Source organism: Planococcus donghaensis, from assembly GCF_001687665.2.
Taxonomy (GTDB): Bacteria; Bacillota; Bacilli; order Bacillales_A; family Planococcaceae; genus Planococcus; species Planococcus donghaensis.
Window position 1 is genome coordinate 892,928 of record NZ_CP016543.2, and the last position, 18,515, is coordinate 911,442.

Here is an 18,515-nt window from a genome sequence, read left to right on the forward strand (position 1 = left end):
CTGTCTTCTTGCTTCGCTTAGCCCGCGTGCGCGGCGGTGCTGGTGAGTGGTTGGAGGTAGCGTCTTCGTATCCATTTAGATAGAGGACATAGTTATGTAGAATGAGCTTCTGTGGAAGTAGGTGTGAAAAGTCGCACCGACCGCTTTGGGCATAGCTCCCGCAAGAAGTCAGGGAAGAGCGCCTGTCTTCTTGCTTCGATTAGCCCACATGCGCGGCGGTTCTGGTGAGTGGTTGGAGGTAGCGTCTTCGTATCATTTAGATAGAGGACATAGTTATGTAGAATGAGCTTCTGTGGAAGTAGGTGTGAAAAGTCGCACCGGCCGCTTTGGGCATAGCTCCCGCAAGAAGCCAGGGAAAAGCGCCTGTCTTCTTGCTTCGCTTAGCCCGCGTGCGCGGCGGTGCTGGTGAGTGGATGTAATAATGTCGAATAGTTTTAGTTAATTGAGTTTATTAGTTAATTAATGGAACTAAGTTAGAGTGTACTTCGTCTTTTAAGTGGACGTTTAGTGCTATTTTTTGTCGATATAGATTTTGTCGAGAGGCCGTTTCTGCATCTCAGCCTTGAACACTTTGCTACATAACAGTAAACTGGTAGTAAAGACAAATTTAGGCCAATAGAATGTGCTTTAGGAATCAGTAGCTGTACCTATACAACTAATTTTAAGTGGTGAGTTTTCTGCTTTTTAGTGGGAAATTAGCTTAGTGGAAAAGTAGGGAAAGGGAGGCGTGATGAGATGATGACGGAGCAGCAATACTTTGAAAATGGTATTAGTTTGGAAAGCTATATGGCTCAAATGGAGTCGAATCAACATAAATCTTATAGCATCTATGAAAAGTTTGAGCTACCGAAAGATCCAGAATTCCTGGCTTTACTAAAAGATAAAAAGCCACATGTATTAGTGATTACTGAAGACTGGAACGGCGATGCGATGATGAACAATGCAATTTTACGAAAAATTGCAGATGCAGCTGATTTAGAAGTTCATTGCATATCTCGTGATGATAATTTGGAATTAATGGATCGTTACTTAACAAACGGGGAACGATCAATTCCGAAATACATTGTGCTGTCTGAAGCTGGAGAGGTTCTTGGTGAGTGGGGACCAAGGGCTCCAAAAGTTCAGGAGTTTGTGGACAAGAAGAAATCAGTTCTTCCAGAAAAAGAAGATCCGCAATACAAACTGCATATGAAAACAGTAACCGGTGAAATATTAGATGGGTTTGTTTACAATGATGATTTTTGGCATGTGGTATATGAAGAGTTTCGTCAAGTATTCCAAACAGCTTTAACTTCAAGTAAATGACAAAGTCATTAGGGAATTTATAAGTAGTTAATTTCAGAAATGCGTTATGTTCATTTTTACAGAAAGTCCAGAAAGGCTGAATCCTATGAAACGTGCACGTATTATTTACAATCCTACTTCTGGTCGCGAGTTATTCCGCAAGCATCTGCCGGAAGTTTTGGAGAAAATGGAGAAAGCGGGATATGAAACTTCCTGCCACGCAACTACTTCTGAGGGCGATGCTATTCAAGCAGCTGCTCATGCCGTAGAGCGCGAGTTTGATTTAGTAATAGCTGTTGGTGGAGATGGAACGTTAAATGAAGTTGTTTCAGGAATTGCTAAGTTCGAGAATCGTCCAAAAGTCGGTTTAATTCCAATGGGAACAACCAATGATTTTGCCCGTGCGGTTCATATACCACGAGACATTACAAAAGCTGTAGATATTATTTTGAAAGGAGATTCCATTCCTGTAGATATCGGTTTGATGAATGACGATCGGTATTTTATCAATATTGCAGGAGGCGGGAGACTCACAGAGTTAACATATGAAGTACCGAGTAAACTAAAAACAGTTCTTGGTCAAATGGCTTATTACTTAAAAGGGATTGAGATGTTGCCGTCAATCCGGTCTTCGCGTGTACGCATAGAGTACGATGATCAAGTTTTTGATGATAGTGCGATGATGTTTTTAATCGGCTTGACAAACTCAGTTGGCGGGTTTGAAAAACTAGCGCCAGACGCCAGCATTAACGATGGGAAGTTTACATTGTTGATTTTAAAAGAGCTGAATATGGCCGAATTTATTCGTGTTGCATCTTTAGCGTTACGTGGTGAGCATTTGTCAGACCCTCATGTGATTTATGCTAAGGCAAGTACGATTAAAGTGACAACTGAAGAGCGGGTGCTATTGAATTTAGACGGAGAGTACGGGGGCGTGCTACCGGCTACATTCAAAAACTTAGCGAGTCATATTGAAATGTATGTTCCAATTGATTCGTTAAATGAAAAAGATCGGAAATAAAAAAGTTGGAAACCGAAAAAATTTGGTTTCCAACTTTTTTGTTTGGTTAAAGTAACTCGATAGCTTTATCTTGTTCTGCAGCAAGTCGGGGTAAATCATTAAGTGACTCCCAGCGGAACAGTAATGTCATTCCATTGTCGCGGCCATGACTTTTGATGACATGTTCAAATTGTTCAACGGGTTCACCCGTGTATTCAAATTGAAAGATATTCCGTTCATACGCTTTATCCTGATGTTCAGGATAGTATGTGTACTTATGAATTTTGCCGACAAAGTCAAGTACATCACGTGGTAATCCTGTTTCTTCTTTTACTTCTCTATATAACGCATCGATTAACAGTTCCCCGTCTTCAATGGTTCCACCTGGTACTTGTAGGCCAACTTCTGGTTCTCCTTTGTATTCGAATACAAGCAACTCGCGATTTTCTTCATCGCCTCTTGTGATATAAGCAAATACTTTCCGTTTCGTTCTCATGATGCATCACCCTTTTTCCTTTAATGTATATATACAGAATACTAAAAATTGAGAAAAATTTCAATTCTTTTCGTTTTCTGTTTGTCACAGCTCGTTCAAAGTTTGCTCTGAAAGTAAGGCTTGGGAAGCGTTTTGAAAAGTCGGTTTGATGTACAATAGGACTATAGAAACTATGAATCTAGTATTTATAAAAGGAGACGAGTAGAGTGGAATTTCAAGATCCAGCTTTTCTGAGTCGTATTCTAACGCTTTTAACTTTATCGTTCCATATCCTTTACGCAACGATAGGCGTAGGGGTCCCGCTGATGATCATGATTGCTCAATGGGTAGGGATTAAGAAACAAGATGAACATTATATTTTGATGGCCCGTCGCTGGGCAAGAGGATTTGTTATTACGGTCGCAGTAGGAGTTGTAACCGGAACCGCGATTGGTTTGCAGTTATCGCTGTTATGGCCGAATTTCATGCAATTGGCAGGGAACGTTATTGCATTGCCGTTGTTTATGGAAGTTTTTGCATTTTTCTTTGAAGCAATTTTTCTGGGTATTTATCTATACACATGGGACCGTTTTGAAGATCAGCGCAAGCATTTCTTATTCCTTATTCCGGTCGCACTTGGTGCAGCAGCATCATCGGTATTTATCACCATCGTCAATGCTTTTATGAACCAACCACAAGGGTTTGAAATACTAAATGGTGAAATGGTTAATATCAGTCCTTTACTGGCGATGTTTAGTCCAGCTGTCCCTACAAAAGTAGCGCATGTAATGTCCACGGCGTTTATGACTAGTGCTTTTGTGTTGGCGTCTATTGCAGCAGTTCGACTATTGCGAGGCTCAACCCATATTTATCATAAAAAAGCATTGTTCTTAACGATGAAATTAGGACTTGTATTCGCTATTGCAACTGCCTTAATTGGTGACTTTTCTGGTAAGTATTTGGCTGAATATCAGCCGGAAAAGTTGGCAGCTGCAGAATGGCATTTTGAAACAGAAGAAGAGGCAGGTTTAATTCTTTTTGGGATTCTAGATGGTGAAGAAGCTAAATACGCAATCAAGATTCCTTATGCGTTAAGTATTCTTGCCCACAGCAATCCATTTACAGAAGTGATAGGGCTTAATGAATTTCCAGAAGACGAAAGGCCACCGCTGTGGATTCATTACCTGTTCGATACGATGGTGATGATTGGCATGTGGTTAGCGTTCTTCTCTTTTGTGTATGTTGTAGCTGTATGGCGCAAGTGGACGTTTATTCGCGCAAAATGGTTCCAGTGGCTACTTATTGCCGGAGGACCCTTAGCGCTTATCGCTATAGAAGCAGGATGGTGGTTTACAGAAGTCGGACGCCAGCCTTGGGTGTTAAGAGGATACATGACAGTTGATCAAGCAGCGACCACAAGTGGTCAAGTAGATTTAATGATTATCTTGTTTGCAGGTTTGTATCTAATTTTAGGGATTGGTACTGCTGTTGTTTTGACGAGAATGTATAAACGTAATCCAGTGGAAAAAGAATTAGCAGAACGAGAAAATGGCAAAGGCGGTGACAAGAAATGACTTTAGAAATTATCGGAATTTCTGTATTGTGGTTGTTTCTCTTTCTGTATGTCATAGTAGCGTCAATTGATTTTGGCGCTGGTTTCTTTAATGCCTATAGTTCTTTTGTTGGAAAGCAACATATTTTAACAGGTATAATCCAGCGATATTTGTCGCCGGTCTGGGAAGTAACCAATGTATTTTTTGTGTTCTTTTTTGTTGGGGTCATCGGATTTTTTCCGCAAACCGCTTTTTACTACGGGACAACTTTGTTAGTGCCGGCGAGTATCGCGTTAATTTTGTTGGCGATTCGTGGTTCTTATTACGCGTTTGCAACTTACGGAGCTAAAATTGATCACCGAGGCTATATTTTCATGTATGGCTTGTCTGGCTTATTGCTACCGGCTGCATTATCACCTGTACTAGCCATGTCAGAAGGCGGCTTTATTAAACTCAATGACGGACAGCCTTACTTGGATTATTGGGCATTATTTACGAGTCCCTTGATGTGGAGTATCGTCGTCTTGAGTTTAACGGCAGTGCTTTATATTTCAGCGGTGTTCTTAACCTGGTATTCTGCAAAAGCTGGCGATGTTAAAGCTACCGATTTAATGCGTAAATACGCGCTTGTTTGGGCAGCGCCGGCAATGATTACGGCAACTGGAATTATATACGAATTGCGTGGTCATAACCCGGAACATTATGTGCGTATTCTTGATTTGTGGTGGGTGTTCGCGGTCTCGTTCTTACTGTTTGTCGGAACGGTTTACCTCATTTGGAAAAAGCGTCATTACGGTTGGGCTTTCATTTTGTTGGTCGGGCAATTCTTTACGGCCTTCTTCGCATATGGAGCTTCACATTATCCATACTTGCTGTATCCGTATTTGACAATTTACGATAGCTTTACAAATGAAGCTATGGCAATCGCATTAATTATTGCTTTTATTGCAGGGCTATTCTTGTTATTGCCATCACTCTATTTATTGTTCCGTCTGTTCTTGTTCGATAAAGATTATGTCGAAGGTAAATCGGATTACCACGCATAAAGGAGGCACTATTCATGCAAGATTTCATGATATTTTACGCACCTTTTCTGGTGTTAATAGGAGCTATCGTTTTTGGATTTTGGTTTTCACTAAAAGACGGTCCCGTTACAAAAGACCGGGAGTAATGACGCGTGCAGGCTTTTGCCTGCCGCGTTTTTTTGTTGTATGATAGGTAAATGTGAAATGGAGTGAGCGTTTTGAAACCAGTAAATAAAAATGACCGAATTTCGGTTCATGTAGAAGATTTGACGCACGACGGAGCGGGTGTCGCAAAAGTTGACGGCTATCCATTATTTGTACCAGGCGCATTGCCTGGAGAAGATGTTGTGGTTCATGTGTTAAAAACGTTAAAATCATATGGCTTTGCAAAGCTTATTGAAATACAACAAGCTTCACCTTTTCGTGTTACAGCTCCTTGTCCTGTATTTGATACATGTGGAGGCTGTCAGATTCAACACTTGTCTTACGAAGGGCAAATGACTTTTAAACAGAAATTGGTACGCGATGCGATTACCCGTATTGGTAAATTACCAGACGTACCGGTGCATCCGGTGAAAGGAATGGAAGATCCATGGCGTTACCGCAATAAATCGCAAATTCCTTTTGGCATGCAAGACGGCAAAGTGGTTGCTGGATTTTACCAGCCACGTTCGCATGATATTGCAGACACCAATACGTGTTTAATCCAAACCCCTGAAGCAGACGCGATTATGGTCGCGTTGAAAAAGAATTTGATCGACATGGGCATTGAACCTTATGAAGAAGCGACACATCGTGGCATGCTGCGTCATGTGGTGGTTCGTAAGGCAAGAGCAACCGGAGAAATTATGGTCGTGTTAGTGACGAAGAAAAAGAAATTCCCACAAGCGCAACGTGCGATTGAGTTGATCCAGGCTACTGTTCCAGAAGTGACATCGATTGTCCAAAACATAAATTCTGAAAAGACTAATGTTATTTTCGGTGATGAAACATTAACGCTATGGGGCAAAGATGTGATTGAAGATCGAATTGGGGATGTTCGTTTCGAAATTTCAGCACGGTCGTTTTATCAGATTAACCCTGTACAAACAGAAGTGCTTTATGGCCAAGCGCTAGCATATGCTCAATTAACAGGTGAAGAAACTGTCATCGATGCGTATTGTGGCATTGGAACCATTTCGTTATTCCTTGCGCAACGAGCGAAATTTGTTATGGGTGTTGAAATTGTGCCGCAAGCAATTGAAGATGCTAAACGCAACGCTGAGTTAAATGGCTTAACAAATACATTGTTTGAAGCAGGACCTGCTGAACAAGTGATTCCGCGTTGGTATAAAGAAGGAAAGAAAGCAGATGTATTAGTTGTCGATCCACCACGTAAAGGGTGTGATGAGCAGTTGTTGCACACCATATTAAAACAACGCCCAACACGCGTTGTGTATGTATCCTGCAACCCAGCAACACTCGCACGGGATTTGCGTATACTTGAAGATGGTGGCTATCGTACGAAAGAAGTACAACCTGTTGATATGTTCCCGCAGTCTACACATTGTGAAGCTGTGGCATGGTTAGAATTAGTTTAATCGCATAGTGAAAAAAAGTTGTCTACTCCAAGTAGACAACTTTTTTATTTAATAGAGTGTTACTTCGCTTCGCAATAACTTTTTATATCTTGAAGGTCTACTTCGAGTGCTTTTTTCATTGATTTTTTCATAAAAATACTGAAGATCCCACTCAAGATTTTAGCTGTTAAACTTACAGAGTGTCCTTCAAAAGACATTTCAAGAGTCACGGTGTTGTTACTTTTTTCAGTGATATTTAATCGAGACACATAAATGGCACCGTGACTTTCAGCTCGTGTTTGATAATAATGATACTTTTCACTATGCGTAATCCACATGATTTCTTGAGCTTCTTTCCCAAGCATTTTGCGAGTTTCTTTCCACTTTAATCCAACAAGGTCACCTTCAGCTGGTTGCAGAATTTCAATGTGAATAATTCCACTGATAACATTAGCTGAGTTTTCAATATCAGTAATAACGCTCCAAACTTTTTCTTTTGTGCTGTTAATGTCTATTTGAGTCGAAACTTTCATGTATAAGCCCCCTTATGTTTTAATAGGAAATTCTTCTTATAGAAAATTGTATCCTACTTAGAGTTGTATAGCTATGTGGCATTTGCATATTGTCTCTATAAAAGGTGTATGGAGATTAACATTGATAAAAAAATTATAGAGTTTAAGTTTTATTGAGGTTTTAAAAGAATTAATAAGAGGGTAAAGATAATAGAATACTTTTAGAAGGAGAGAACGATGAACATGGAACAAATACCCGAGTCAAAATTCACTGATAAACGTGAAACTATCATCCAAGGGTTGGTCGACCAAAATGTATTTAAGATCAATGGCAGACAATTATATGAAACTTCACTTTATGAATTAATGAAAACTTATACAGAAACAAACCAAGCCGGCTAATCCCGGCTTTTTTCGATGTCTAGGCTATAAATAAGGAGGAATATGTATGCATGATAAAAAATTGGAGAACTATCGCGCGACACGATTAGATGAAATGACCATTTCCGAAATGCAGCAAGAAATGAACAGTGGCAACCTCACTTCTGAAGAATTGGTTTTGATGTACAAAGAAACAATTTCGGTGCGAAACAAAGACACCAACGCCATTCTTGAAATAAACCCAGATGCGTTACAAATTGCACAAGCGCTCGATTATGAACGCCAACAATCAGGGCCACGCTCAATGCTTCACGGTATACCAATCTTACTTAAAGACAATATAGATACTGCGGACAAAATGCACACGAGTGCAGGTTCATTAGCACTTGAAAATCATTATGCATTACGTGATGCTAAAATCGTAGAAAAGTTACGTCAAGCAGGTGCAGTTATTCTTGGTAAAACCAACATGACTGAGTGGGCAAATTTCATGTCGGAGAACATGACCAATGGCTATAGCTCACGTGGTGGACAAGTGAAAAATCCATACGGTGAATTTGATGTTGGAGGATCTAGTTCAGGTTCTGCCGCAGCAATCGCCTCAAATTTAGCTGCCGCAGCTATTGGCACAGAAACTTCTGGCTCTATTATTAATCCTGCTGCTCAAAATAGCTTAGTAGGCATCAAACCTACAGTAGGTTTAACAAGCAGAACCGGTATTATTCCCATATCTCATACACAAGACGTTCCAGGACCTATAGCGCGGACAGTCGCAGATGCCGTAGTACTCTTAGAAGGAATTATTGGCGTAGATTCAGAAGATGCGATTACAACATTAGCCAAGCCATTCGAAAATTATGACTGGAACCAACACTTGAAAGAGGAAGGGTTGAAAGGGGTAAAACTGGGTGTAGCAAGAAGCTTGTTTAAAGAAATTACAGCTGAACAAGCTGAACTATTTGAAAAAGCATTAACGACATTGCGTGATTGTGGAGCAGAAATTATTGACGACATTGACTTAGGTGTTCATCAAGAAGACTTAGGATTTGCAGTGCTGTTACATGAGTTTAAAGTTGATCTTAATGCTTACTTGCAAGAATCCAACCCCAATCAGCCAATGCGTTCATTAGCAGATGTTATAGCTTTTAATCGTATAAATCCGAAAGATACGTTAAAATTCGGTCAAAATTTGCTTGAACAAGCCAATGAATTGTCAGGTACGTTAACGGAGCGAGAATACGTAGAAGCTCTCGAGCGTAATCGTTTTCTAGCCGCGGAGCGGGGGATGAAGAAAACGTTGGAAGAGATCGGCGTTGACGCACTCGTGTTGCCACAAGAATATGGCTGCAATATCGGTGCAGCGGCTGGATTCCCTTCAATTACGGTGCCGTATGGTTTTGGTCCAATTACAGGCAAACCTTTCGGTATCACATTTTCAGGTCAAGCATTCACAGAACCTACACTAATTGAATATGCTTATGCATTTGAACAAAAAGTAAAAGGACGCCGTAAACCATAAAACGATCTGAGTGATGTGTCTCCAAACCTAAAAAACGAAGCCAATAAACTGGCTTCGTTTTTTTGGGTTATTTCATAGTTGCGACGTGTTTCCACAATTGTTCAACCAATAGGGAAAGTTCAGATTCAATCATTTTGTCATTTGCTAATGTAGTTAAGACACTTTCAATCAACGGTTTTCTCGGATTTTCTGCGACAATTTCAGTTGATAAAAACAAAACCAATTGTTGTGTACTTGGGTAATGTTTTAGCTTTTCGGTATAAGCTTCAAATCTGGTAGAAAGTTCTTTAAGGCCGATGGGGTCACCCAATGTGGAAGACGGCAATTTTAACTCTCCAAGAAAATTATCTTTTGCTGCGATTTGAAGGGTAATGGTTGCTTGCAGCCGACGAATAACAAACGCAGCTAAGTTTTCAGCGGGTAAATCGTCTGTAGAAGAAAGGCGCCATAAGTGAATCAGTTGATGAACATAACCGTGAACAAAAGCTGCATTTTCTAAAGCGTAGGGAATGGCTTCTTTGCCGAAAACATCAATAATTCGTGAAGAGAGCCATTCCATTTCCAAGGTATATTGTTTCACAGAAAAAGCTTTAAGCTCGGGATCTTGTGAATAGAAAATACTTTCGTATAAAGCGAAGAGATTTTTTTCGAGGTTAAGTTTAATACGGATATGCAATTGTTGGGCTAAAACTTCCGGATCATTTGGAGGCAATCCAACAGCAGCCACTAAACGTTGTTGACGAATTTCACTCCCGATCGAGTCCATAATCGCCATCAAGCATTCGGATTTAGAGCTGAAGTAATTGTAAAAAGTTCCTTTAGAGACTCCAGCCTCATCAAGTATGTCTTGAATAGAAGTAGGGTTGTAGCCTGTATTGATGAAAAGTTCATAAGCTGCAGTTAATATTTTTTGTTTTTTAGGATTCATATACATCACCTTTATACTGATAGTTTATTTTATATTAACTTTAAAATATTGATAAATCAATGTTTTGTGATACATCAATCGTGTAGCTTGATAAAAATGTACAGTCGGTATAAAATAATCAAATGACGAAATAGAAAATGCGTATCATATACGGAGGACCGAAGAACATGACAGAACAAAAAAAACCACCATATGGCATTATAGCCATTTTGTTTACAGGAGCATTTGTAGCAATTTTTAATCAGACGTTGTTGAATATTGCCCTCCCAGAAATAATGCTCGATTTAAACATCGAAGCCTCAACGGCGCAATGGCTTGTGACCGGCTATATGTTGGTCAACGGAATTTTAATACCAGCGAGTGCTTTTTTTATACAACGATATTCTAACCGATCGATTTTCATCGTGGCGATGTCTTTATTTGCGTTAGGGACTTTATTGGCGGCAATTGCGCCTGTCTTCAGCGTCTTGCTAGTCGGCAGAATGATTCAAGCATCAGGTGCTGCATTAATGATGCCATTGTTGATGAACGTCATGTTAGCTGCATTTTCTGTTGAAAAACGTGGATCTGCAATGGGTGTGTTTGGTTTAGTCATGGTCGTGGCCCCTGCGATTGGACCTACACTTTCCGGTTTTATCGTAGAGCATTATTCATGGCGGGTACTTTTCTGGATCGTTTTACCGGTTGCGTTGATTCCCCTTTTGTTAGGTATTTTCAAATTGAAAAACTTAACATTCCAAGACAGAAACATCTCGCTTGATAAAGCTTCGCTTGTCCTTTCGAGTTTAGGATTCGGTGGTGTGTTATATGGGTTTAGTTCGGCCGGTACATTAGGCTGGGATAGCACAACTGTACTTGTATCAATTTTAATCGGTGTCTTATCACTCCTTGTATTTGGTCTTCGCCAATTAAAATTGGATGAACCATTACTAGAAATTCGAATCTATAAATACCCAATGTTCGCCTTGTCCTCTGCAATTTCAATTGCTTTATCCATGTCGATGTTCTCGGCAATGATTTTAATGCCAATTTATATTCAGACGATTAAAGGGATTTCGCCGATAAACTCTGGACTCTTAATGTTACCCGGAGCATTGATTATGGGTTTTATGTCTCCAATCACAGGGCGATTATTTGATCGGTTCGGCGCAAAAGTACTAGCGATTCCGGGACTGGCTATAGTAGTTATCACGACATATATGTTTAGCCAGTTAAGTCTAGAAACGAGTTATGTAAGTATTATGCTGATTTATACATTGCGGATGTTTGGAATCTCACTGGTTATGATGCCCGTTATGACAAATGGCTTAAACACGTTGCCGATTAAAGCTTATCCTCACGGCACAGCGATTAATAACACGTTACAGCAAGTAGCTGGGGCTGTAGGGTCTGCATTTTTAATAACAATCATGAACACGCGAACATCAGCTACAGCACAAAACTTAGTGGCAAACGGAATAGCACCTGAAACTATTAAAAATTTAGCGATGCTTGATGGCATCAATTTTTCATTTTTTGTTTCAACATTTATTGCGCTAGTTTCTTTAGTTCTTGCGTTCTTTATTAAAAAACCAGTTAGGCCAGTAACAGAAACAGAAAAAGAAATTGTTTATAGCAGAAGAGAAGTAACAGAATAAAGGAGAAAACCAGTCTAAATTCAGGCTGGTTTTTTTATATTCGTCGAAAATTTTCTAGAACTAAGTCGCGGTGAAACGGAAGTAAATGTTTCACTTGATTGTGGTTCGAAAAAGACGGTGAAACCGCAAATATGGTACACTTAAAGCATTGAAAAAAAGGTGGAATCGTAAATGACTTTTATAAAAGAACTAAGTCCAATATGGCAAGAAAAATGGGAAAAGGCTGGATTTGAAGCGGCAATGCCGATTCAAGATCAGATGATTCCAGAGATGTTAGCTGGCAATGATATCGTAGCAGAATCTCCAACTGGTTCAGGCAAGACGTTGGCATATGTTTTGCCGATTCTTGAACGCGTCAACCCTGAAAAACCAGCAATCCAAGCGATGATTGTGGCCCCATCACAAGAGTTGTCGATGCAAATCGTCAATGTTTTACGTGAATGGACAGAAGGCACAGCTGTAACTGTGACACAATTGATTGGCGGAGCAAACATGCAACGTCAATTAGAAAAGCTAAAGAAAAAGCCAACAATTGTCGTGGGTACACCGGGACGTTTGAATGAATTGGTCAAAACGAAGAAACTCAAAATGCACGAAATTCGCATGTTGGTATTGGATGAAGGCGACCAGTTAATGGCGCGTGAGCATCGGAACATCATGAAAGATTTGATCGAAAAAACGCAACACGATCGTCAATTGGTTCTTGTATCTGCGACAATTACAGAAGAAATTGAACTCGTTGCAGAACGTTTAATGCAACATCCGACACGTCTTAAAGTTACGGCAGAAGATTTGCCGATGTTTGGGAAAGTGACGCACTCGTTTATCAAAGTAGATGAGCGTGATAAAACAGAATTGTTGCGTAGCATTTCGCATATTCCAGGCATGAAAGCTTTGGCGTTTGTTAACAACTTAGATCAATTGCTAATGAAAGAAAATAAGTTAAAATTCCGTGATGCTAAAATCGTCACATTGCATTCTGAAATGAAAAAAGATGAACGCAAAAAAGCATTAGATGCTTTTCGAAAAGGAGAAGTAGCTGTATTAATCGCGACAGAAGTAGCAGCACGTGGATTAGATATTGACTCAGTTACGCATGTTGTCCATGTAGACGTCCCGCAAACAATTGAGCAATACTTGCATCGTTCAGGAAGAACAGGAAGAGCAGGAGCAGACGGGGAAGTATTGACTTTGTTGGCATACGCGGATGAACGTCACTATAAAAAATTTACAAAAGAATTACCCTCGAAACCTGTTCAAAAAGTAATTCATGGTGGAAAGTTAATTGAAGGTTCAAGTAAAACCATTGCCACAAAGGGGAATAAACGATGAATTTTCAGGAGAAACTTGAACAATACGCTGAGTTAACAGTCTATGTAGGGTTAAATGTTCAAAAAGGACAGTTTGTTGTTATAAACACTACAACAGACACACTTGAGTTTACACGCCTTGTTGTCAAAAAAGCATACGAAGCTGGTGCAAAACGTGTACAAGTTAATTACGAAGATCCTGTATTGACGCGCACGCATTTTGAATTAGCACCAGAAGATGCCTTTAAAGAATTTCCCCAATGGTCTGTTGTTCAACGCGATGAAGTAATTAATACGGGTGGCTGTTTCTTATGGATTGACGCCGAAGACCCAGATTTACTAACTGGAATACCGACAAAACGTTTAGCAGATTGGCAAAAAACGGCTGGCAAAGCATTAGAACGTTATCGTCAAGCAGTCGGTACGGATAAAGTAGCTTGGTCGATTATGGCGATTCCATCACCAAAATGGGCGCAGAAAGTGTTTCCTGAATTGCCTGCTGATCAACAAATGGAATCATTATGGCAAGCGATTTTTAAAACAGTAAGAATCGGTGAAGGCAATGCAGTGGAAGCGTGGAAAAATCATATTGCTTTCTTAGAAAAGCGTGCTACCCAATTAAACGATAAGCGCTTTGTAAAATTACAGTATAGCGCTCCCGGCACAAATTTGACGATTGAACTTCCGGACAAGCATATTTGGATGTCTGGTGCGTCAAAAACACCTCAAGGAACTCCATTTATCGCCAATATGCCAACAGAAGAAGTGTACACAGTTCCATTGAAAAATGGTGTAGATGGGACTGTTCGTAATACAAAGCCTTTAGTGTATCAAGGCAATGTGATTGATAACTTTACACTGACTTTCAAAAAAGGGAAAATTGTTGATGCTCAGGCGGAAATAGGACAAGAACTGCTTAATGAGATGATTAGCGCAGATGAAGGAGCGGCTTATTTAGGTGAAGTAGCCCTAGTACCTCATCATTCTCCGATTTCGGATTCGAATATTTTATTTTATAATACCTTGTTTGATGAAAATGCATCAAATCATTTAGCGATTGGTGATTCTTACCCAACATGCTACGAAGGTGCACGTGAGTTAGAGCGCAATCAGTTAGCAGCACTAGGTTTGAATACGTCACTTGTTCATGAAGACTTTATGATTGGCAGTGACAGTATGGATATAGATGGTATTATGGCGGACGGTTCAAAAGAGCCTATTTTCCGTAATGGAAACTGGGCATTTTAAGAGGTGATAGCAATGAAGAAGTACTGGATTTCAGCAGTAGCTGGACTGCTTCTTTTCAGTGGAACAGCTCAGGCACAGTCAAAGCCCGAACTTCCTAAGGATTATGTCGCGATTGGTGATTCTTTAGCGGCAGGTCAAACACCAGAGAGGCAAATTGATGCTGGATATGCAGATTTGATCGCGCAAGAACTATCGCGCAATCATCCAGTAGACTTTTCAAAAGAATTGGCGTTTCCCGGTTTCACGACGGCTGATGTGCTAGATAGTATTCAAACAGATGACGCGAAGAAAGTACTCGAATCAGCTGACCTTATTACTATATCAGCCGGAGCGAATGACATTTTACGCCTTGTACAAAATGATCCGAAACAAGGGGCATTAAGTTTTCAACAACGTCAAGTAGATTTTGCTCTCAATGAGGCAAGAAAAAATATGGAAACTATCTTAACTGAGCTTTCTGAGAAAACGCCGAACGCAGAGGTTTTTGTTATGGGTTATTATTTTGCGTATCCACACGTTCGTGACAATCAGAAAAAAGGAACAGGCAAACAGCTGGATCGGTTAAATGAAATTCTGGAACGAACAGCTGAAAAAGCAGGAGCTGTATTCATCTCCGTAGATGAGCCATTTGGTGAAAATGCTATAAGCCAAATTCCAAATCCTGCTGATGTCCATCCAAATACAGTAGGCTATCAGACAATGGCAAATGCGTTTTTTGATGAATACGAAGAGGCATGGAACGTAGAAGACGATGAATTGCCAGTACCGAATCCATTATCTTTTGAAGAAATTATGGAAATACAGGACGAAGAAAATTCAGAGAGTCCAGTAGATCGCGATGCCAAAGAAACAGTAGAACGACCATCAGATCGCAGTCAAACCAATTATTTGGCATTGAGAGAAATGCTCCCCTATAGTTGAAGACTCTCTTAGAAGGATAATAGAAAAAGGGCTGGCATAAATATGCCAGCCCTTTTTCTATTAACGTTTTTTCCCTCGTGTAGAAGATTGTTCTCTAGTGGTTTGTTCATTTTTGCCTTGTTTTCTTTTGTTCAATACTTTTCGAATAATTGGGTATGCAATTGGTCCGTATTTAATAGCGGATTTTAATAATCTTCCTAATGCCATTTAAATCTCTCCATTCATGAGGATAGTAATTTACTTTTCCCTAAGTTTACAAAAAACAAACATCCTTATTTAGAGTGAGCAAGGGCAACTAATATGTCCTTGAATGCATGAACACTTGAAATCAATACGTATTCAGCATTGCCATGCCAATCATCACCACTAGGTCCGAACTCGATAGCACCTTCTCCGCCTTGTACCGCTGCATAATATTGTGTATCTGCAGCCCCGTGTTGACCAAATAAAATTGGTTTTTGCCCAGTAGTAGTTAAAATCACGTTTTGTAAGTTTTGTATATATGGATTTTCTTTTGTAGTAGTTAAAGCAGGAGCAGTTTCTTCTTTTTTACAGTCCATTTCGATATCCAAAGTTTTAGCTAAGTCGACCAACTGTCGGATAATCTCTTCTTTTTTCTGGCCGGGCATATAGCGGATATCATATGACATTTCGCAAATATCGGGTACTACGTTATAACGATCTCCCGCTTTAATAATCGGCAAGTTAACAGAAGGCTTTTCGTAGTATTCGGTCGATTCTTTTTGAAAGGGTAAATCAGCAACTGCCATATGAAACTTCATGGCAGATTCAATGGCATTGATGCCTTCCCATGGACGACTACCATGAGCGGGCTTTCCTTTGAATGTCATATCCAATTGTAAAACGCCTTTCGATTGTAAACCTACTTTCAACCCAGTAGGTTCACCACAAATAACGAAATCGCCGGTGTAACCTTGCTCGACTAGCCATTTGGATGTATTGCGTCCGCCAGTTTCTTCATCGGTTACAATATGTAATTGAACACTTCGTGCCAATTTGGAACGATCAAGGTCTACAAAAGCTTGCATCATTGCTGCAACTCCTGCTTTCATATCCGCAGCACCTCGTCCGTAAAGGCGATCTTGTTCTACTATCGGATTAAATTGTTCTTCATGTCCTGGCACTACGTCAACATGACCATTCCAAACAATGGTTTCAGCTCCTTTTCCTTTAGCAGAAGTAAGCATCTTATATCCGTTATTATCATGTACAGTAACAGCCTCACCTTTTTCTTTTAACCATTCTGCGCAAAAAAGAAGTGCTTCATTAGCTCCTTCTTTGGAATCGCTTTGAATTTTAATCAAATCCTTTAATAGTTCGATCATTTTTTGGCAAGCCCAATATACGGCTGCCTCCACCACCTTTCGACTATCATTACTAGTCTCTACTTTACCCTATGAGTGTGTGATAAAACAGCCTTGCAATAAACAGGAGGCTTGTGTACAATACAGGTGAAAGTTAAATATTTGTATACACCACAAGGGGAGCTTTAGCTGAGAGTGAACATCTGTTCTTACCCTTTGAACCTGTAAGTTAACACTTGCGCAGGGATGTGGATAGAAACCGGTCCTTACAACGACGCCTGGCTCTGTCCTAGCGTCGTTTTTATAATGGTTTTATTCGCGGCCCTTCTGGTGATGTGCACAACACATAAGGAGGAAGTCATGAGAAATAAAAAAGTTTTGTTAATGATGGAAATTGCAATTTTTGCAGCTCTTGGATTTGTTTTAGACTTTATATCATTCCGGATGCCACAAGGCGGTTCAGTTAGTTTAGTCATGATTCCAATCGTCTTAATCGCTTTTAGAAGAGGTGTTGGTGCGGGCGTTTTAACTGGCTTGTTAGTCGGCTTGTTACAAATTGTTTCTGGCTTTATCTCTGTAACCCCTTTGTCATTCGGCTTTGTCGTTATGCAAGTGATATTGGATTATCTATTAGCATATGCTGTGGTCGGATTCGCGGGTGTGATGCGCGCAAAATATTTGCAGCATGCGGAAGCGAAGCAAACTGGAAAAATGCTAATCGCAATTGTCTCAGGCGTGCTTATTGCATCGGTATTGCGTTATTTCGTGCATGTCGTCACCGGTATTTTGTTCTTCGGTATGTTTGCTGAAGGCAATGTAGTAATTTACTCTGCTGTGTACAATGCTACGTATATGATCCCTGTATTTTTACTCGCTGCTTTTGTTTGTTCAGCGCTTTTCGCAGCTGCTCCAAAATTGGTGAATGCTGAAGCTCAATAATGTAAAGGCTGTCTTCGGACAGTCTTTTTTCTATGAATCGCTAGAAGAGATTCAAACAGGACGGGAGCCTCTGTATAAATTTTGTGGTATAATTTTTGAATAGAAAAGCTTGAAAGAAGGGTATTTAATGATTGCAACTACTGAAAAAGATATTGAAATGTTAAAAAAAGCTGGCCAAATGGTAGCTGAAATTCGTGAAGCGATGAAAGCGGCAACGAAAGCCGGCGTTACAACAAAAGAAATTGATGAATTGGGTGGCAAATTATTTGAAGAACTTGGGGGCGTATCTGGGCCAAAATCAGAATACGACTTCCCAGGGTACACATGCATTAGTGTTAATGAAGAAGTAGCTCACGGCATTCCAGGCAACCGTGTAATCCAAGATGGAGATATTGTGAATATTGATGTTTCGGGTTCATACGAGGGCTATTTCTCTGATACAGGAATATCGTTTGTAGTAGGAGAAGGACATGCAGAAAAAGAAAAAATTTGTGCAGCTGCAGCTTCTGCTTTTGATCGCGCAATGACAAAAGTTAAAGCGGGCGCTAAACTAAACCAAATCGGTAAAGCAGTTGAGCGCGAAGCAAAAGAACAAGGTTTGTTTGTTATCAAAAACTTGACGGGACATGGCATTGGTAAATCGCTTCATGAGGCGCCTCAGCACATTTTAAATTATTACGATGCATGGGAAACAACGATATTAAAAGAGGGCATGGTGCTAGCAGTAGAGCCTTTTATCTCACAAAAGTCTGAACACATCATTGAATCAGGTGATGGTTGGACATTTATCACACCAGATCAATCATTAGTAGCACAAATTGAGCATACGGTTCTTGTGACAAAAGGTGAGCCGATTTTGCTAACGAAGTTGAACAACTAATCGTATTTATTTTTTCAAT

General features: G+C 40.1%; 19 protein-coding genes and 1 riboswitch. Of the genes, 14 read left to right on the top strand and 5 right to left on the bottom strand.

Annotated features, from left to right (window positions below; all coding sequences use genetic code 11):
• Window positions 1-735: 735 nt before the first annotated feature.
• Together BCM40_RS04365 and BCM40_RS04370 are read left to right on the top strand one after the other, a co-directional pair.
• Window positions 736-1,305 (top strand): thioredoxin family protein, encoded by a 570-nt coding sequence (locus BCM40_RS04365; protein WP_065526978.1) that lies wholly within the window; start codon window positions 736-738, stop codon window positions 1,303-1,305.
• Window positions 1,306-1,390: 85 nt separating this feature from the next.
• Complete coding sequence (locus BCM40_RS04370) at window positions 1,391-2,305, top strand: diacylglycerol kinase (RefSeq protein WP_065526977.1); 915 nt, start codon at window positions 1,391-1,393, stop codon at window positions 2,303-2,305.
• 46 nt (window positions 2,306-2,351) lie between these two features.
• Here the strand turns inward: BCM40_RS04370 and BCM40_RS04375 are convergent, their stop codons facing one another.
• The gene (locus tag BCM40_RS04375) at window positions 2,352-2,780 is read right to left on the bottom strand and encodes an NUDIX hydrolase (RefSeq protein ID WP_065526976.1); all 429 of its coding nucleotides are present in this window, start codon (window positions 2,778-2,780) and stop codon (window positions 2,352-2,354) included.
• A gap of 206 nt (window positions 2,781-2,986) precedes the next feature.
• On the opposite strand from BCM40_RS04375, the gene BCM40_RS04380 reads away from it, so the two are divergent.
• The 4 genes from BCM40_RS04380 (at window position 2,987) to rlmD (ending at window position 6,917) form a co-directional block, all read left to right on the top strand.
• Complete coding sequence (locus tag BCM40_RS04380) at window positions 2,987-4,333, top strand: cytochrome ubiquinol oxidase subunit I (protein WP_065526975.1); 1,347 nt, start codon at window positions 2,987-2,989, stop codon at window positions 4,331-4,333.
• On the top strand, window positions 4,330-5,358 hold the full coding sequence (locus BCM40_RS04385) for a cytochrome d ubiquinol oxidase subunit II (RefSeq protein ID WP_065526974.1): 1,029 nt from the start codon (window positions 4,330-4,332) through the stop codon (window positions 5,356-5,358). The genes BCM40_RS04380 and BCM40_RS04385 overlap by 4 nt, the downstream gene beginning before the upstream one ends.
• 14 nt (window positions 5,359-5,372) lie before the next feature.
• On the top strand, window positions 5,373-5,483 hold the full coding sequence (cydS, locus tag BCM40_RS16630) for a cytochrome bd oxidase small subunit CydS family protein (RefSeq protein ID WP_008431151.1): 111 nt from the start codon (window positions 5,373-5,375) through the stop codon (window positions 5,481-5,483).
• Between the two features lie 72 nt (window positions 5,484-5,555).
• The gene (rlmD, locus tag BCM40_RS04390) at window positions 5,556-6,917 is read left to right on the top strand and encodes a 23S rRNA (uracil(1939)-C(5))-methyltransferase RlmD (RefSeq protein ID WP_065526973.1); all 1,362 of its coding nucleotides are present in this window, start codon (window positions 5,556-5,558) and stop codon (window positions 6,915-6,917) included.
• A 59-nt stretch (window positions 6,918-6,976) separates the two neighbouring features.
• Here rlmD and BCM40_RS04395 read toward each other — a convergent pair whose 3' ends face one another.
• On the bottom strand, window positions 6,977-7,429 hold the full coding sequence (locus tag BCM40_RS04395) for an SRPBCC family protein (RefSeq protein ID WP_065526972.1): 453 nt from the start codon (window positions 7,427-7,429) through the stop codon (window positions 6,977-6,979).
• Window positions 7,430-7,645: 216 nt separating this feature from the next.
• Here BCM40_RS04395 and BCM40_RS16370 point away from each other — a divergent pair, with 216 nt between their 5' ends.
• Together BCM40_RS16370 and BCM40_RS04400 are read left to right on the top strand one after the other, a co-directional pair.
• On the top strand, window positions 7,646-7,810 hold the full coding sequence (locus tag BCM40_RS16370) for a Fur-regulated basic protein FbpA (protein WP_008431154.1): 165 nt from the start codon (window positions 7,646-7,648) through the stop codon (window positions 7,808-7,810).
• A gap of 46 nt (window positions 7,811-7,856) precedes the next feature.
• Complete coding sequence (locus BCM40_RS04400) at window positions 7,857-9,308, top strand: amidase family protein (RefSeq protein WP_065526971.1); 1,452 nt, start codon at window positions 7,857-7,859, stop codon at window positions 9,306-9,308.
• A gap of 67 nt (window positions 9,309-9,375) precedes the next feature.
• Here BCM40_RS04400 and BCM40_RS04405 read toward each other — a convergent pair whose 3' ends face one another.
• Window positions 9,376-10,236 (bottom strand): TetR/AcrR family transcriptional regulator, encoded by an 861-nt coding sequence (locus BCM40_RS04405; protein WP_065526970.1) that lies wholly within the window; start codon window positions 10,234-10,236, stop codon window positions 9,376-9,378.
• A gap of 167 nt (window positions 10,237-10,403) precedes the next feature.
• Between BCM40_RS04405 and BCM40_RS04410 the strand changes: the two genes are divergently transcribed.
• The 4 genes from BCM40_RS04410 to BCM40_RS04425 all read left to right on the top strand — a co-directional run bounded on the left by BCM40_RS04410 (window position 10,404) and on the right by BCM40_RS04425 (window position 15,352).
• Window positions 10,404-11,873 (top strand): MDR family MFS transporter, encoded by a 1,470-nt coding sequence (locus BCM40_RS04410; protein ID WP_065526969.1) that lies wholly within the window; start codon window positions 10,404-10,406, stop codon window positions 11,871-11,873.
• 171 nt (window positions 11,874-12,044) lie between these two features.
• On the top strand, window positions 12,045-13,205 hold the full coding sequence (locus BCM40_RS04415) for a DEAD/DEAH box helicase (protein ID WP_065526968.1): 1,161 nt from the start codon (window positions 12,045-12,047) through the stop codon (window positions 13,203-13,205).
• Window positions 13,202-14,431 (top strand): aminopeptidase, encoded by a 1,230-nt coding sequence (locus BCM40_RS04420; RefSeq protein WP_065526967.1) that lies wholly within the window; start codon window positions 13,202-13,204, stop codon window positions 14,429-14,431. The genes BCM40_RS04415 and BCM40_RS04420 overlap by 4 nt, the downstream gene beginning before the upstream one ends.
• Before the next feature lie 12 nt (window positions 14,432-14,443).
• Window positions 14,444-15,352 carry an SGNH/GDSL hydrolase family protein gene (locus BCM40_RS04425; RefSeq protein ID WP_065526966.1) on the top strand — a complete coding sequence of 303 codons (909 nt, stop codon included), beginning with the start codon at window positions 14,444-14,446 and terminating at the stop codon, window positions 15,350-15,352.
• Window positions 15,353-15,412: 60 nt separating this feature from the next.
• Here BCM40_RS04425 and BCM40_RS16450 read toward each other — a convergent pair whose 3' ends face one another.
• Window positions 15,413-15,559 (bottom strand): hypothetical protein, encoded by a 147-nt coding sequence (locus BCM40_RS16450; RefSeq protein WP_169818714.1) that lies wholly within the window; start codon window positions 15,557-15,559, stop codon window positions 15,413-15,415.
• A gap of 65 nt (window positions 15,560-15,624) precedes the next feature.
• The gene (locus tag BCM40_RS04430; RefSeq protein WP_065526965.1) at window positions 15,625-16,698 is read right to left on the bottom strand and encodes a M20 family metallopeptidase; all 1,074 of its coding nucleotides are present in this window, start codon (window positions 16,696-16,698) and stop codon (window positions 15,625-15,627) included.
• Between the two features lie 145 nt (window positions 16,699-16,843).
• Window positions 16,844-16,941, top strand: a riboswitch (TPP riboswitch).
• Window positions 16,942-17,037: 96 nt separating this feature from the next.
• Here BCM40_RS04430 and thiT point away from each other — a divergent pair.
• Both thiT and map read left to right on the top strand, forming a co-directional pair.
• The gene (gene thiT, locus BCM40_RS04435; RefSeq protein WP_065526964.1) at window positions 17,038-17,616 is read left to right on the top strand and encodes an energy-coupled thiamine transporter ThiT; all 579 of its coding nucleotides are present in this window, start codon (window positions 17,038-17,040) and stop codon (window positions 17,614-17,616) included.
• Between the two features lie 127 nt (window positions 17,617-17,743).
• Window positions 17,744-18,496 carry a type I methionyl aminopeptidase gene (map, locus tag BCM40_RS04440; protein ID WP_065526963.1) on the top strand — a complete coding sequence of 251 codons (753 nt, stop codon included), beginning with the start codon at window positions 17,744-17,746 and terminating at the stop codon, window positions 18,494-18,496.
• Window positions 18,497-18,515 lie beyond the last annotated feature (19 nt).